We start from the raw sequence: 14,905 nt of genomic DNA on the forward strand, positions 1-14,905 counted from the left end.
AGGGCTTCCGACTCGGCACAACGCGGGTCCGGATTCTCTACGCCGAGTGGTGCTGGAGTAGGCCCGTCCTCCGCCGGAAATCAGCCTGGGGGCTGAATCCCGTGCGCCGGGTCGTCGTTCTCGCGACGGACTTGGTTCGATGTCGTCCTTCGAAAATTTTCGGTTCCGGCCTGGTTTCGTACCCAGTTCGGGACGCCGTTCTCGTCGGCCGCATCTGGCACCGGCCGCAACTACTACCAGCTCAGACCGGGTTGACGCCACCCGCCGCGGTTGGTCGCCCCGATCTTGTAGGTCACACGGAGGACAGCGCGGCCACCTCCCGCTGGGTCCGGCGCACAGCCCCGCGAAGTGCTGCGACGTCCGGTCCGTGCTTCAGGATGTCCCGCGAACTGGCCGGCAGGACGTGCGGCAGCGCGTCCCCGAACACCGCCTTCAGCTCGGCCGGTCCGGCTCCCTGGGCGCCGTAGCCCGGCGCCAGGATTGGGCCGTTGAGCTGCGACAACTCCAGTCCGTGACGGCCGACGGTGGCCCCGATGACCACGCCGATCCCACCCAGTGGATCGGCCCCGGAGTTGACCTCCGCCGCCGAGTCCACAATGGACTGTGAGATCGTTTTGCCGTCCGCGGTGCGGGCGGACTGGACGGTGCGCGCCTCCGGGTTGGATGTGAGCGCGAGCGCGAAAATTCCGCTGCCGTTTTCCGTCGCCGCGCGCACGGCCGGGTCCAGAGAACCGAATCCCAAATACGGCGAAAGTGTCACCGCGTCGCCCGCCAAAGGTGAACCTTCGGTCAGATATGCGGCGGCATAGGCGGCCATCGTGGACCCGATATCGCCCCGTTTGGCGTCCACGAGCACCAGCGCGCCCGCCGCCCTGCCCTCCGCAATCACCCGTTCGAGTACTGCCATGCCCCGGGAGCCGTAGGCCTCGAAGAAGGCGGCCTGCGGCTTGAGCACGGCCACCTCGCCCGCCAGGGCCTCCACCGCGGTCAGCGCGAACCGTTCCAGCCCGGCCACGTCGGCGGTCAGGCCCCAGTCGGCGAGCAGGGCGGGGTGCGGGTCGATGCCCGCGCACAGCGGTCCCCTGGCGGAGACCGCTGTGCTCAGCCGCGCGCCGAAGCTCGCCTTCACCGGGCGTCCTTGAGCGCCGCCTGGAGCGCCTGCAGCGGCCGGACCTCGATATCGCCCCTGATGAGGGCCTCGATGCCGTGTACGGCGGCGGCAGCGCCCTGCACGGTGGTGATGCACGGGATGTCCTTGGCGACCGCGGCGGTGCGGATCTCGTAGCCGTCGATGCGCGGCCCGGAGTTGCCGTAGGGGGTGTTGATGACCATGTCCACGCCGCCGGCGTTGATGAGTTCGACGATGTCGCCGCCGACGGCCTCGCCGCGCTCCTCGAAGTGCTTGCGTACCACGGTGCAGGGGATGCCGTTGCGCCGGAGCACCTCGGCGGTGCCCTCGGTGGCAAGGATTTCGAACCCGAGGTCGGCCAGTCGCTTGATCGGGAAGACCATGGCCCGCTTGTCCCGGTTGGCCACCGAGACGAACACCTTGCCGCTGGTGGGCAGGGAGCCGTAGGAGGCGGCCTGGGACTTGGCGAAGGCCTTGCCGAAGGAGGTGTCGATGCCCATGACCTCGCCGGTGGACTTCATCTCCGGGCCGAGCAGCGAGTCCACGCCCTTGCCCTCGGGGGTGCGGAAGCGGTGGAAGGGCAGCACGGCCTCCTTGACCGCGACCGGCGCGTCGGCGGGCAGTTCGGCCCCGTCGCCGGTGGCCGGGAGCATGCCCTCGGTGCGCAGTTCGGAGATCTTCGCGCCGAGCATCACCCTGGCCGCCGCCTTGGCCAGGGGCACCGCGGTGGCCTTGGAGACGAACGGGACGGTGCGGGAGGCGCGCGGGTTGGCCTCCAGGACGTAGAGCACGTCGTCCTTGAGCGCGTACTGCACGTTGAGCAGGCCGCGCACGCCGATGCCGCGGGCGATGGCCTCGGTGGAGCGGCGGACCGCCTCGATGTCGGTGCGGCCCAGGGTGATCGGCGGCAGCGCGCAGGCGGAGTCGCCGGAGTGGATGCCCGCTTCCTCGATGTGCTCCATCACGCCGCCGAGGTAGACCTCGGCGCCGTCGCAGAGCGCGTCCACGTCGATCTCGATGGCGTCGTCGAGGAAGCGGTCCACCAGCACCGGGTGTTCGGGGCTGACCTCGGTGGCGCGGGCGATGTAGCCGGCCAGGGACTGCTCGTCGTAGACGATCTCCATGCCGCGCCCGCCGAGCACGTAGGAGGGCCGCACCAGGACCGGGTAGCCGATCTCGTCGGCGATCTTCTTCGCGCCGGTGAAGCTGGTCGCGGTGCCGTACTTGGGGGCCGGGAGACCGGCGCCGACCAGCACGTCGCCGAAGGCGCCGCGGTCCTCGGCCAGGTGGATGGCCCCGGCGGGGGTGCCCACCACCGGCACGCCCGCGTCGGTGAGCTTCTGCGCCAGGCCGAGCGGGGTCTGCCCGCCCAGCTGCACGATCACGCCCGCGACGGTGCCGGAGCGCTGCTCGGAGTGCACCACTTCCAGGACGTCCTCGAAGGTGAGCGGCTCGAAGTAGAGCCGGTCGGAGGTGTCGTAGTCGGTGGAGACGGTCTCCGGGTTGCAGTTGACCATGACGGTCTCGTAGCCGGCCTCGCGCAGGGCGAGCGCGGCGTGCACGCAGGAGTAGTCGAACTCGATGCCCTGGCCGATCCGGTTGGGCCCGGAGCCCAGGATGAGCACCTTGGGCTTGTCCGGCTGCGGGGCGACCTCGCATTCGGCGTCGGGGTCCAGCTCGTAGGCGGAGTAGTGGTACGGGGTCTGCGCGGCGAACTCGGCGGCACAGGTGTCCACCGTCTTGTAGACCGGCCGCACACCGAGCCGGTGCCGCAGGGTGCGCACGCCGTCCTCGCCGGCCAGCTCGTCGCGCAGCGCGGCGATCTGGCGGTCGGACAGCCCGGCCCGCTTGGACCGGCGCAGCAGCGGCTCGTCGAGCACCGGCGCGGCCAGGATCTCCGCGCGCAGTTCGACCAGGGAGGCGATCTGGTCGACGAACCAGGGGTCGATGCCGGAGGCCTCGTGCACCTGCTCGACGGTGGCGCCCAGGCGCAGCGCGAGGTCGACGGTGTAGAGCCGCCCGTCGTGGCCGCGTTCCAGCTTCCGCAGGGTCTCGGCCAGGGTGGCGTTCTCCGGGTCGGGGCGGGTCCAGAACCCGGCGGCCTTGGTCTCCATCGAGCGCAGTGCCTTGCCGAGGGCCTCGGTGAAGTTGCGGCCGATGGACATGGCCTCGCCGACGCTCTTCATGGTGGTGGTCAGCGTGGGGTCGGCGCCGGGGAACTTCTCGAAGGCGAACCGGGGGACCTTGACCACCACGTAGTCCAGGGTCGGCTCGAAGGAGGCCGGGGTCTCCTTGGTGATGTCGTTGCGGATCTCGTCCAGGGTGTAGCCGATGGCCAGCTTGGCGGCGATCTTGGCGATCGGGAAGCCGGTGGCCTTGGAGGCCAGCGCGCTGGAGCGGGAGACCCGGGGGTTCATCTCGATGACGACCATGCGGCCGGTCTGGGGGTGGATGGCGAACTGGATGTTGCAGCCGCCGGTCTCCACGCCCACCGCGCGCAGCACGTCGATGCCGACATCGCGCATGTGCTGGTACTCGCGGTCGGTCAGGGTCATCGCCGGGGCGACGGTGACCGAGTCGCCGGTGTGCACGCCCATCGGGTCGATGTTCTCGATGGAGCAGATGACGACCACGTTGTCCCGGTGGTCGCGCATGAGTTCGAGTTCGTACTCCTTCCAGCCGAGCACGCTCTCCTCGATGAGCACCTCGGTGACCGGGCTCTCCGCGAGGCCGGTGGCGGCCAGGCGTTCCAGCTCGTCCTGGGTGTAGGCCATGCCCGAGCCCAGGCCGCCCATGGTGAAGGAGGGCCGGATGACCACCGGCAGGCCGAGTTCGGCGACGGTGGAGCGGACCTCGTCCATGGTGTTGCAGACCCGGCTGCGCGGGGTCTCGCCGCCGATGGAGGCGACGATGTCCTTGAACTTCTGCCGGTCCTCACCGCGCTGGATGGCGTCGATGTCGGCGCCGATCAGCTCGACCTGGTACTTGTCCAGGGTGCCGCGCTCGTGCAGCGCGATGGCGGTGTTGAGCGCGGTCTGCCCGCCCAGGGTGGCCAGGATCGCGTCCGGGCGTTCCTTGGCGATGACCTTCTCCACGAACTCCGGGGTGATCGGCTCGACGTAGGTGGCGTCGGCGAACTCCGGGTCGGTCATGATGGTGGCCGGGTTGGAGTTGACCAGCGAGACACGCAGGCCCTCCTCCCGCAGCACCCGGCACGCCTGGGTGCCGGAGTAGTCGAACTCGCAGGCCTGGCCGATGACGATCGGGCCGGACCCGATCACCAGGACGTGCTTGATGTCGGTGCGTTTCGGCATCAGTTGTTCCCGTCCTTGTCGGCCATGAGGTTCACGAACTCGTCGAAGAGCGGGGCCGCGTCGTGCGGTCCGGCCGCGGCCTCGGGGTGGTACTGGACGCTGAAGGCGGGCACGTCGAGTGCGCGCAGGCCTTCCACGGTGTCGTCGTTGGGGCAGTAGTGGCTGATCATCGCCGCGCCGAACTCGGAGTCGAACCGTTCGCCGGGGGTTCCCTCGACGGCGAAGCCGTGGTTCTGCGCGGTGATGGCGACCTTGCCGGTGGCCACGTCGATGACCGGGATGTTGATGCCCCGGTGCCCGTAGCGCATCTTGTAGGTGCCGCGGCCCAGCGCACGGCCGAGGATCTGGTTGCCGAAGCAGATGCCGAACAGCGGCAGCTTGCGGCGCAGCACCTCGCGGGTGACCGCGACGGCGTGCTCGGCGGTGGCCGGGTCGCCGGGCCCGTTGGACAGGAACACCCCGTCCGGGTTGAGCGCGAGGATGTCCTCGATGCCCGAGCCCAGTGGCAGCACGTGCGTCTCGATGCCGCGGGCGGACATCATCCGCGGCGTGTTGGCCTTGATGCCCAGGTCCAGGGCGGCCACGGTGAACTTCTTCTCCCCCAGCGCCGGGACCACGTAGGTCTGCGCGGTGGTGACGTCCCCGGCCAGGTCGGCACCCGCCATCGCGGGGGCCTGCCGGACGCGCTGGACGAGCGCCTCGGTGTCGGCGAGTCCGTCGCCGGAGAAGATCCCGGCGCGCATGGCCCCGCGGTCCCGGATGTGCCGGGTCAGCGTGCGGGTGTCCACCCCGGCGATGCCGACGATGTGCTGGTTGACGAGTTCTTCGTCCAGGGAGCGCTTCGAGCGCCAGTTGGACGGGGTCCGCGCGGGGTCGCGCACGACGTACCCGGCGACCCAGATCCGGCTGGACTCGTCGTCCTCGTCGTTCCACCCGGTGTTGCCGATCTGCGGCGCGGTCTGCACCACGATCTGCCGGTGGTAGGACGGGTCGGTGAGGGTTTCCTGGTAGCCGGTCATGGCGGTGGAGAAGACGACCTCGCCCAGCGAGGCGCCGGTGGCGCCGTAGGCCTCGCCACGGAAGGTTCTGCCGTCTTCCAGCACGAGCACGGCGGCGTTACGCGGACTCATTGGCTGCCTTCCTTTGTGTGATTGCGGCGATCCAGTCGGAGTAGCCGGTTTTGTCGTCACCGCGGAAACCGGTGTCCAGCAGGTGTTCCCCGTGTGCCCAGGTGATCACCAGCAGTCCGTTGTTCCCGACGACCTTGCCGGCCAGCCCGCGTGCGGTGCGGGCGTCGCGGATCGTGCCGGCGTCGATCCACAGTGGACTGGCGCCGATGCGGTCGAGGAGCAAGCCCTCGGGGTAGAGGGTGGCCGTGGCCTCGGCGCGGTGGCCGATGTCGGCGACGGTGATGCGGTCGACCCAGTTCTCCGCCGCGGTGGTGCCGACGTAGACACCGGTCTCCGGCGGCAGCAGTGGTTCCACTGTGGACAGTCCGGCCGGGGCGGCGGGGAACGGGGGCAGTTCGGCGGCCTGGCGGCGGGATCGCTTGCGCCAGCCGTGCAGCATGCCGTAGGCGCACAACAGGATCAGCGCGATCATGGCCAGGGTGAGCAGGATCCGCATCAGGCGCGCGCCTTCCCGTCGGCGGCGGTGATCTCGCCGCGCAGCATGGTGAGCACGACCCTGGCGGGCAGCTCCATGCCTTCGAAGGGGGTGTTGGCGGCGATGCTGGCGAACTCGCGGCCGCGCACGGTCCAGCGGGCCTCGGGGTCGACGAGCACCAGGTTGGCCGGTTCGCCCTGCGCCAGTGGGCGGCCCTGGTCGGGCAGTCCGGCGATGGCGGCGGGGCGTTCGCTCATCACCCTGGCCACGCCGCGCCAGTCCAGCAGCCCGGTCTCCACCATGGTTCTGGCGATGACGGAGAGCGCGGTCTGCAGGCCGAGCATGCCGGGGCGGGCGGCGGCCCACTCGCAGTCCTTGTCCTGCACCGCGTGCGGGGCGTGGTCGGTGGCCACGCAGTCGACCACACCCTCGGCCAGCGCCTGCCGCAGCGCCTGCGCGTCACTGGCGGCGCGCAGGGGCGGGTTGACCTTGTTGACCGGGTCGAAGGTGTCCAGCCGGTCGTCGGTGAGCAGCAGGTGGTGCGGGGTGACCTCGGCGGAGACCTGGGTGCCGCGCTGTTTGGCCCAGCGCAGCACGTCCACGGTCCCCGCGGTGGAGACGTGGCAGATGTGCAGGCGCGCCCCGGCGTGCTGGGCGAGCAGGCAGTCACGGGCCACAATGGACTCTTCGGCCGCGGCGGGCCAGCCCTGGAGGCCGAGCCGGGCCGCGTTCTCCCCTTCGTGGGCCTGCGCGCCGACGGTGAGCCGGGGCTCCTCGGCGTGCTGGGCGATCACCGCGTCCAGTGCCTTGCTGTACTCCAGCGCCCGCCGCATGATCAGGGGGTCGTGCACGCAGTGCCCGTCGTCGCTGAACATCCGCACGTTCGCCTTGGACTTGGCCATGGTGCCGAGTTCGGCGAGTTTGGCGCCTGCCAGGCCGACGGTGACCGCGCCGACCGGGTGCACGTCGACCAGGCCGACCCGCTTCCCCTCGGCGTGGACGTGTTCGACGATGAGCGCGTTGTCGGCGACCGGGTCGGTGTTGGCCATGGCGAAGACCGCGGTGTAGCCGCCGAGCGCGGCCGCGGCGGAGCCGGTGGCGATGGTCTCGGTGTCCTCGCGGCCGGGTTCGCGCAGGTGCACGTGCAGGTCGACGAAACCGGGCAGCAGCACCTGGCCCTGGGCCTCGACGATCTCGGCGCCGTGAGCGCTGAGGTCGGCGCCGATGGTCTCGATCACGCCGTCGCGGATGAGCAGGTCCACGGGTTCGCCCGCGCCGTAGAGCCGGGCGCCCTTGATCAGGGTGGTCACGCGACGGCCTCCTCTCCGGCGAGCAAGTGGTACAGAACCGCCATCCTCATGTGCACTCCGTTGCTGACCTGGTCGGTGATGGCCGCGCGGGGCGAGTCGGCGACCGCGGAGGCGATCTCCATGCCGCGCAGCATCGGGCCGGGATGCAGCACGACCGCGTGTTCGGGCAGCATCCGCAGCCGGGCCTCGTTGAGGCCGTAGGCGATTGAATATTCCTTGGCGGAGGGGAAGAAATTGCCTCCAGGGCCGGCGGGCCCGCCCCCGCCGAGCATGCGTTCGGCCTGCACCCGCAGCAGCATGACCGCGTCCAGCGCGGGCAGTTCGGCGTCCAGGTCGTAGCTGACCGGCACGCCCCACTGCTCGACCCCGGCCGGCACCAGGGTGGGCGGGGCGACCAGGACGACCTCGGCGCCAAGGGTGCGCAGCAGGTGCACGTTGGAGCGGGCGACCCGGCTGTGCAGCAGGTCGCCGACGATCCCGATCCGCTTGCCCGCCAGGTCGCCGAGCCGCTCGCGCAGTGTGGCGGCGTCCAGGAGGGCCTGGGTGGGGTGTTCGTGCATGCCGTCACCGGCGTTGATCACCGCGGTGCCGGTGCCCTCCAGCCAGGTCGCCAGGCGGTGCGCGGCGCCGGAGGCCGGGTGCCGGATGATCACGCAGTCCGCGCCGATGGCGGCCAGGGTGAGCGCGGTGTCGCGCAGGGATTCGCCCTTGTTCACCGAGGAGGCGCTGGCCGAGACGTTGACCACGTCGGCGCTCATCCACTTGCCGGCGACCTCGAAGGAGACCCTGGTGCGGGTGGAGTTCTCGTAGAACAGGGTGAGCACGGTGCGCCCGCGCAGGGTGGGCAGTTTGCGGACCTCGCGGCCCAGCAGGGTCTTCTTGAGTTCCGCGGCGGTGTCGAGCAGCGTGGTGGCCCAGCTCGGTTCCAGCGTCGCGGTGGTCAGCAGGTGCTTCACCGCTGGGAGTCTCCTTCTTCGCTCCGGCGCAGCACGACCGCGTCCCGTCCGTCCACTTCGGACAACAGCACGGCGACCTCCTCGCTGCGGGAGGTCGGCACGTTCTTGCCGACGTAGTCGGCCCGGATGGGGAGTTCGCGGTGGCCGCGGTCGACGAGCACGGCCAGTTGCACGGCGGCGGGTCGGCCGTGATCGCGCAGCGCGTCCAGGGCGGCCCGGATGGTGCGGCCGGAGAAGAGCACGTCGTCGACCAGGATCACCAGGTGGTCGTCGATGCCGGTCTCGGGCAGCCGAGTGCGCTCTAGGGGCCGGTTGGGGCGGCGGCGCAGGTCGTCGCGGTAGAGGGTGACGTCCAGGGAGCCCAGCTCGACCTCGACGCCGCTGAAGTCGGCGATGCGTTCGGCGAGCCGACGGGCCAGGGGCGCGCCGCGGGTGTGGATGCCGAGCAGCGCGACGGGCGCGCTGCCCGCGGCGTCCAGCGCGGTTTTCTCGATGACCTGGTGGGCCATGCGGGCGATGGTGCGCGCGACATCGCCGACCGAGAGCAGTTCGCGCTCTCCGGCCGGATCCGCCGCGCCACCCCGCTCGGGGCGTGGCACGAGGATGACCTCCTTCTCCGCCTCACGGGACGGGTCCTTAAAGGATGTGTCCGCACGGTAACAAACAAGATGGGGACCGGCGAAGCACCGCCGGTCCCCATCAGTAGTTTCAGGGCTGCCGAGTGACAGAAACCTCGTCTACCGCCCAGTACCAGTTGTTCACGCCGGCCAGTCGTAGCCCGATCCGGGCGTTTTTGGCGCCGCTGGGTAGTGGCACGGTCACTGATTCCCGCCCACCGGGGGTGTCCGCGGTCCACTTCCGGACCTCGACCGGCGTGCCGCCGTCAACCTGCAGAAGAAGCTGGGCGAGCTGGCCGCCTTCCTGCCGGTAGTAGTGCGTGAGGTCGACCCGGAGCTTGCCGCCGGTCCCGCCCTCGGTCGGGGTCCAGAGGGTGGAGTCGAACTTCTTGCCGGTGGCGTCGGCGGTGTCGGCCCACTCGTCGGAGTCGGCGACCGCGATCACGCCGCGGCCGCGGACGAAGGTCTCCCGGTTCTGCCCGGTCTGCGCGGAGGACCAGAACGCGTCGGTGGTCAGGGTCCAGCCCCGCCACTCGGGCACGCCGCCGCCGGGCTGGGCCGCGTTGTCCACGCTCCAGCCGCTGGGCAGCTGCTGGGTCCAGCCGAGCACCGAGGCCGGGATGTTCTCCGTCTGCGCGGGCTTGAGCTGGGCGGTCTCGAACGGGTCGGTGACCGGCGCGAACAGCGAGCGGCCTGCCAGCTTGGCGTCGGGGGTGACGGCGAGGTGGGTGAGCGCGGTGTGCGCGAGGTCGACCAGGCGGGTGGTGCGAGGCTTGGCGGCCGGCACGCCGTCGCCGGTGGCCAGGATGAAGGTGGAGCGCTCATCCAGGCTGGGTCCGCCGTGGCCGCCGCCGGGGGTGTGGCCGTGGTCGGTGGTGATCATGACCAGCCACTTCTCCTCCGCGCGGCTGCTTCGCGCGGCGACGGCGTCCAGGAGTCGCTTGACGTAGCCGTCCATCCGGGCCAGTTCGGCCAGATACTCGGGGCTGGCCGCGCCCTTGTTGTGCCCGACGATGTCCTGCTGGCCGAGGTAGACGAAGGAGGCGTCGGCCCGGTCGTTGCGCAGATGCGCTTCGGCGCGCTGGACGATGGTGGCGTCGTGCGCGACGTAGCCGTCCCGGTCGCCATCGAGGACGATCTTGGTGTCGATCTTGTCGCCGATGACGCGGTCGCCGATCGGCTTCCAGTCCATCGCGGCCCAGGTGTCCTTGCCCGGATCGGCGGCTTCAACCCGGCTGAGCCAGTCGGGATACTCGGCGAGGCGGTTGCCTGCGAAGGAGTTCTCCTTGACGCCGTGCTGGTCCGGCCAGGCGCCGGTGAGGATGGTGGACCAGCCGGGGCCGGAGGAGGTGGCGGCCATCGGGTTGGCGTAGAGCAGGCTGCGCGCCTCGGTGCCGGTGCGCTGGAGTCCCTGCAGGGTGGGCGCGGTGGCGTCGGCGATCCGGGAGACCAGCAGCCCGTCGATGCCGATGACCAGCACCTTGGGCGCCGGGCTGACCGCGGCGGCAGGTGAGATCGCGGTGAGCAGTAGCCCGATCGCCGCAGCGATCGCCCCCGCCGAGCGACGCAGTGGTAGCCGCATGCATCCTCCTTCGAAGTGGTCTAGATGTGTTATCGAACTCTGGCGGGCACGAGGAGCCAACGGGCTAAGACCGGTCGTCACCCGAATGACCGCAGGGTGAACGACACGCCGTCACCAACTTGCTCACGGGCTGACACAGGACTGGTTACTGCCCGCTCAACTGGGGCGATGACGTGCGAAGGGTCAACCATCCGGGTGGTTGCGCCCCGCTCGCCCGCATGCCGCAACGAGATCAGCTTGACCTGGTGACTTCGACGAGTAACCATTACTCTCCGTATTGATCTGAGCTTTCCCCGCGGTAAGTGGTACCGGCTGACGGGGCGAACGAACGGAGAACCGCCACATGGGCGACTACGCCAAGGCGCTGGGTGCCAAGCTCCGCGCGATCCGCCAGCAGCAGGGCCTGTCCCTGCATGGCGTGGAGCAGAAGTCGGGCGGTCGCTGGAAGGCCGTTGTCGTCGGCTCCTATGAGCGCGGGGACCGGGCCGTCACGGTGCAGAAACTGGCAGAACTGGCCGACTTCTACGGCGTCCCGGTGGCGGAACTGCTGCCGGAGGGCCGGGTGCCCTCGGGCGCCGAGCCTGCCACCAAGATCGTGATCAATCTGGAGCGGTTGCAGCAACTACCAGCGGAGAAAGTCGGGCCGCTGGCCCGGTACGCGGCCACCATCCAGAGCCAGCGCGGGGACTACAACGGCAAGGTGCTCTCCATCCGCACCGAGGACCTGCGCTCGCTGGCCATCATCTACGACATGTCCCCCGGTGAGCTGACCGAACAGCTGATCGACTGGGGCGTGCTGCCGCCCGAGGCCCGTCCGGCCAAGGAAGACTGAGCGAGGAGGGTGGGTGGTTGTCGTGGAACCACCCACCAACCCAGGCAGTGCGGTGTTTCCGGAGTTCCGGCCGCGGTGCGGTCCCTCCCCCGCCGCGGCCCCCGATCAGCGCCCGTCCCCCTGCACGAGCTGACAACACCGCGGGGCGTCCCTGATCAGGGACGCCCCGCGGTCTGTGTTCCGTTGTTGCGGCGGCTCAGCCGTTGTTGGCCGCGCGTAGGTGATCGGCGATACCGGCGATCCGGCCGAGCACGCCGTTGACGAAACGCGGCGAATCGTCGGTGGACAGCGCCTTGGCGAGTTCGATCGCCTCGTCGATGGCGACCGCGTCCGGCACATCGGTGGCCCAGAGCAGCTCGAACAGGCCCAGGCGCAGCACCGCGCGGTCGACCGCGGGCATCCGGGACAGCGACCAGCCCTCGGAGTGCTCGATGATCAGTTCGTCGATGCGGTCACGGTGACTGGTGACGCCTTCCACCAGGGTGACCGTGTAGTCGTTGACCGGTGGCACGTCGGGCGAGCCGACCCGGCCGGAGAGCAGCGTGACCGGGTCGAGGTCGCGCTGATCGGCCTCGAAAAGGACGTCGACAGCGCGTTTGCGGGCTTTGCTCCTGGCGCCCATCAGGAGTTGACGCGACCGAGGTAGCGCCCGTCCCGGGTGTCCACCTTGACCTTCTCGCCGGTGGAGACGAACAGCGGGACCTGGATCTCCGCGCCGGTCTCCAGGATGGCGGGCTTGGTCCCGCCGGTGGAGCGGTCGCCCTGCAGGCCGGGGTCGGTGTGCTGGATGATCAGCTCGACCGAGGCGGACAGCTCCACGAACAGCGGCGATCCCTCGTGCGAGGCGACCATGGCGTTGGCGTTCTCCAGCAGGTACTTGGCCGCGTCGCCGACGGTCACCTCCTCCACCGGGATCTGGTCGTAGGTGTCCAGGTCCATGAAGACGAACTGCTCGCCGTCGCGGTAGAGGTAGGTCATCTCCCGGCGGTCGACAGTGGCGGTCTCGACCTTCACACCCGCGTTGAAGGTCTTGTCCACCACCTTGCCGGTCAGCACGTGCTTGAGCTTGGTCCGCACGAACGCGGGGCCCTTGCCCGGCTTGACGTGCTGGAACTCGACGACCGTCCAGAGCTGGTCCTCGATCTTCAGCACCAGTCCGTTTTTGAGGTCGTTGGTCGTGGCCACGGTGGTGGGTTCTCCTGTTGTCGTGAACGAGGTTCGTGCGGCTAGACGACCACGAGATCCTTGGTGGTCAGGGTGAGCAGCTCGGGCGCGCCCTCGCGCACCACGAGCGTGTCCTCGATGCGGACACCACCCCGACCGGACAGGTACACGCCAGGTTCGACGGTGACCGCCATGCCGGCGGTCAGTGTACCTACGCCGAGCTTGGACAGGCTCGGAGCCTCGTGGATCTCAAGTCCGACACCGTGCCCGAGACCGTGCAGGAAGCGTTCGCCGTGCCCCGCGGCCTCGATCACCGCGCGCGCCGCGGCGTCCACCGCGGCGACCTCGACCCCCGGCGCGAGCGCGTCCCGTCCGGCCGCCTGCGCGGCCGCGACCAGGTCGTACAGCTCCCGCTGCCAGTCCGCGGCCCGGCCCAGCACGAGGGTGCGGGTCATGTCGGAGTGGTAGCCGCCGACCCGGGCGCCGAAATCGAGTTTGACCAGGTCACCGGTGATCAGCACGGCGTCGGTGGGCCGGTGGTGCGGCACCGCGGAGTTGGCCCCGGCGGCCACGATGGTCTCGAAGGAGGGTCCGGCGGCGCCGTGTTCGGCCATCCGGTCCTCCAGCTCCCGCCCCACCTCCTTCTCGGTGCGGCCGGGCCGCAGCCCGCCGTGCGAGATGAGGTCGGCCAGGGCCCGGTCGGCGGCCGCGCAGGCCATCCGCAGCGCCTCCACCTCGTCCTCGTCCTTGACCAGCCGCAGTTGCTCGACCAGCCTCGGCGCCCTGGCCAGCTCGACCCGTTCGCCGGCCGCCGCCAGCAGGTCGAAGCCGTCCACGGTCACGTGATGGCTCTCGAACCCGACCCGCCCGCCCTGGACACCGGCGAGCAAGGCCACGTCGCAGGGCCGCTCGATCAGCCGTTCCAGGTCGGGGACCTGGGCCGAGGACTGGGTGAGGTAGCGCCCGTCGGTGCAGAAGACGGTGCCGCGTTCGTCCGCGGCCTCATCCTCGGCCGAGACCAGCAGGGCGGCGTTGGACCCGGTGAACCCGGTGAGGTAGCGGACGTTGAGCAGGTTGGTGACCAGCATGGCGTCCAACCGCCGGGCGCGCAGTTCAGCACGCAGGGCAGCACGACGACGGGCGTGCGACTCGGGCATGAGTGGAGCCTACGGGGCCCGCCCGATACTGTGCGCCCTCATGCGGAGCTGGGTGTGGCGGGGATTGGTGCTGGCGGTGCTGCACGCCGCCGCGCAGACCGCGGTAGCCGCCATCCGCGTCCACAACCCCCCGGCCACCACCCTGACCCAGACTCTCACCCTGGGTTTCCTGGTCGCCCTGGTCCTGGCCTGGGGCACGGTCGACGGCCGCCGCAGACCGGCCTGCGCGATGACCTGGTTCTACACCGGCCTCCTGGCAGGCCCGATAGCCGGCCTCCTGGGCGTCCTGGCCCAATCCGCCCTGGTAGACGCCACCGGCCTGGAGTCCCTGGGCACCGCGATGACCGGCGGCGCCGCCTTCACCGCCCTGCTGATCGCCGGCCCAGCCCTCCTGGGCACCCTGCTCGGCCGCCGCCCCCAAACCCCGGCCGCCCAGCCACCCGGCCCAGCCTGACCGCAACGCCCAGCTCAGCCAGCCCGACTCGCCCGTCTCAGCCAGCCCGGCTCAGCCTGACCAGACCGCCCGCAGCCCGCCCAGCTCAGCCTGGCCGTGACGCCCGCCCGCTCAAGCCATCGGGCCCGTCGGCCACGCCGCCCACCCACTCGGCCATCCGCCTCGACCTACCGCGGCCGGTTCCCACTCGTTCCCGCCGGTCAGCGCCGGGACAGCGCACCCGCTCGCGGCGTGTTCTCCCCCAGCCGAACCAGCACCCGGTGCTCAGCCCCGTAATGCACCCCCGAGGCCACCTCGACGAACCCGAGCCGCCCGGCCAGCCGCAAACTCGGCGCGTTCTCCGGCCGCACCAGCGCCCACACCGCGGGTAACCCCAAACCCTCGAACCCGTGGTCCAGCAACGCCCGCGCCGCCTCCCCCGCCAGTCCGAGTCCCCAGTGCGCCCGCCCGATGGACCAGCCGGTCTCCACCGCGGGCGCGGGCAGTTCGTGCGAGGGCCGCAGGTGCCCGTAGCCGATGACGGCCCCGTCGAGCAGGAACGTCAGATATCCCATGCCCTCGGGATACCCGGCCGAGGTCCGCTCCTCAGCCCACTCCCGCACCGCCTCGGGCCTGGACAGATCCCGCCCGAGCCAGCGCGAGGTGTCCGGATCGGCGAACACCTCGGCCAGCCGCGGCACATCGGCCAGCTCCAGCGGCCGCAACACCAGTCGCCGGGTCCGCAGCGGCGTCGCCGCCATCGCTCAGCTCCTCACCAGCACCGTCGCTTGGCTCAGCGCCGCCGC

The 14,905-nt window shown here is 70.7% G+C and carries 14 protein-coding genes; 2 read left to right on the plus strand and 12 right to left on the minus strand.

What is annotated here, in order from left to right; genetic code table 11:
- Positions 1-292 precede the first annotated feature (292 nt).
- The 8 genes from pyrF to ACTOWY_RS00495 all read right to left on the minus strand — a co-directional run bounded on the left by pyrF (position 293) and on the right by ACTOWY_RS00495 (position 10,513).
- Positions 293-1,129, minus strand: coding sequence for an orotidine-5'-phosphate decarboxylase (gene pyrF, locus ACTOWY_RS00460; protein ID WP_441307591.1), 837 nt, complete (start codon positions 1,127-1,129; stop codon positions 293-295).
- Positions 1,126-4,443 (minus strand): carbamoyl-phosphate synthase large subunit, encoded by a 3,318-nt coding sequence (carB, locus tag ACTOWY_RS00465; RefSeq protein ID WP_441307592.1) that lies wholly within the window; start codon positions 4,441-4,443, stop codon positions 1,126-1,128. The genes pyrF and carB overlap by 4 nt, the downstream gene beginning before the upstream one ends.
- Positions 4,443-5,573: a glutamine-hydrolyzing carbamoyl-phosphate synthase small subunit gene (carA, locus tag ACTOWY_RS00470; protein WP_441307593.1), complete on the minus strand. Its 1,131-nt coding sequence runs from the start codon at positions 5,571-5,573 to the stop codon at positions 4,443-4,445. The genes carB and carA overlap by 1 nt, the downstream gene beginning before the upstream one ends.
- Positions 5,560-6,069 carry a PH-like domain-containing protein gene (locus tag ACTOWY_RS00475; RefSeq protein ID WP_441307594.1) on the minus strand — a complete coding sequence of 170 codons (510 nt, stop codon included), beginning with the start codon at positions 6,067-6,069 and terminating at the stop codon, positions 5,560-5,562. Before ACTOWY_RS00475 ends, carA begins: the two co-directional genes overlap by 14 nt.
- Positions 6,069-7,358: a dihydroorotase gene (locus tag ACTOWY_RS00480; RefSeq protein WP_441307595.1), complete on the minus strand. Its 1,290-nt coding sequence runs from the start codon at positions 7,356-7,358 to the stop codon at positions 6,069-6,071. Before ACTOWY_RS00480 ends, ACTOWY_RS00475 begins: the two co-directional genes overlap by 1 nt.
- Entirely contained in the window at positions 7,355-8,314 is a 960-nt protein-coding gene (locus ACTOWY_RS00485) for an aspartate carbamoyltransferase catalytic subunit (protein WP_441307596.1), read from the minus strand. The genes ACTOWY_RS00480 and ACTOWY_RS00485 overlap by 4 nt, the downstream gene beginning before the upstream one ends.
- Positions 8,311-8,919: a bifunctional pyr operon transcriptional regulator/uracil phosphoribosyltransferase PyrR gene (pyrR, locus tag ACTOWY_RS00490; RefSeq protein WP_441307955.1), complete on the minus strand. Its 609-nt coding sequence runs from the start codon at positions 8,917-8,919 to the stop codon at positions 8,311-8,313. Before pyrR ends, ACTOWY_RS00485 begins: the two co-directional genes overlap by 4 nt.
- A gap of 103 nt (positions 8,920-9,022) precedes the next feature.
- Entirely contained in the window at positions 9,023-10,513 is a 1,491-nt protein-coding gene (locus tag ACTOWY_RS00495; protein ID WP_441307597.1) for an alkaline phosphatase family protein, read from the minus strand.
- Between the two features lie 343 nt (positions 10,514-10,856).
- Between ACTOWY_RS00495 and bldD the strand changes: the two genes are divergently transcribed.
- Positions 10,857-11,345: a transcriptional regulator BldD gene (bldD, locus tag ACTOWY_RS00500; RefSeq protein WP_016698573.1), complete on the plus strand. Its 489-nt coding sequence runs from the start codon at positions 10,857-10,859 to the stop codon at positions 11,343-11,345.
- A 196-nt stretch (positions 11,346-11,541) separates the two neighbouring features.
- On the opposite strand, the gene nusB is transcribed toward bldD, so the two are convergent.
- Genes nusB through ACTOWY_RS00515 form a run of 3 tightly spaced genes read right to left on the minus strand, consistent with a single transcriptional unit; the run spans position 11,542 to position 13,666 of the window.
- Complete coding sequence (gene nusB / locus ACTOWY_RS00505; RefSeq protein WP_247757464.1) at positions 11,542-11,967, minus strand: transcription antitermination factor NusB; 426 nt, start codon at positions 11,965-11,967, stop codon at positions 11,542-11,544.
- The gene (efp, locus tag ACTOWY_RS00510) at positions 11,967-12,530 is read right to left on the minus strand and encodes an elongation factor P (protein ID WP_247757465.1); all 564 of its coding nucleotides are present in this window, start codon (positions 12,528-12,530) and stop codon (positions 11,967-11,969) included. The genes nusB and efp overlap by 1 nt, the downstream gene beginning before the upstream one ends.
- Before the next feature lie 41 nt (positions 12,531-12,571).
- The gene (locus tag ACTOWY_RS00515) at positions 12,572-13,666 is read right to left on the minus strand and encodes a M24 family metallopeptidase (protein WP_441307598.1); all 1,095 of its coding nucleotides are present in this window, start codon (positions 13,664-13,666) and stop codon (positions 12,572-12,574) included.
- Positions 13,667-13,706: 40 nt separating this feature from the next.
- Between ACTOWY_RS00515 and ACTOWY_RS00520 the strand changes: the two genes are divergently transcribed.
- On the plus strand, positions 13,707-14,120 hold the full coding sequence (locus tag ACTOWY_RS00520) for a B-4DMT family transporter (RefSeq protein ID WP_441307599.1): 414 nt from the start codon (positions 13,707-13,709) through the stop codon (positions 14,118-14,120).
- 200 nt (positions 14,121-14,320) lie between these two features.
- Here the strand turns inward: ACTOWY_RS00520 and ACTOWY_RS00525 are convergent, their stop codons facing one another.
- Positions 14,321-14,860: a GNAT family N-acetyltransferase gene (locus tag ACTOWY_RS00525; RefSeq protein ID WP_441307600.1), complete on the minus strand. Its 540-nt coding sequence runs from the start codon at positions 14,858-14,860 to the stop codon at positions 14,321-14,323.
- Between the last annotated feature and the right edge of the window lie 45 nt (positions 14,861-14,905).

It is taken from the genome of Crossiella sp. CA198 (assembly GCF_052078295.1).
GTDB lineage: Bacteria > Actinomycetota > Actinomycetes > Mycobacteriales > Pseudonocardiaceae > Crossiella.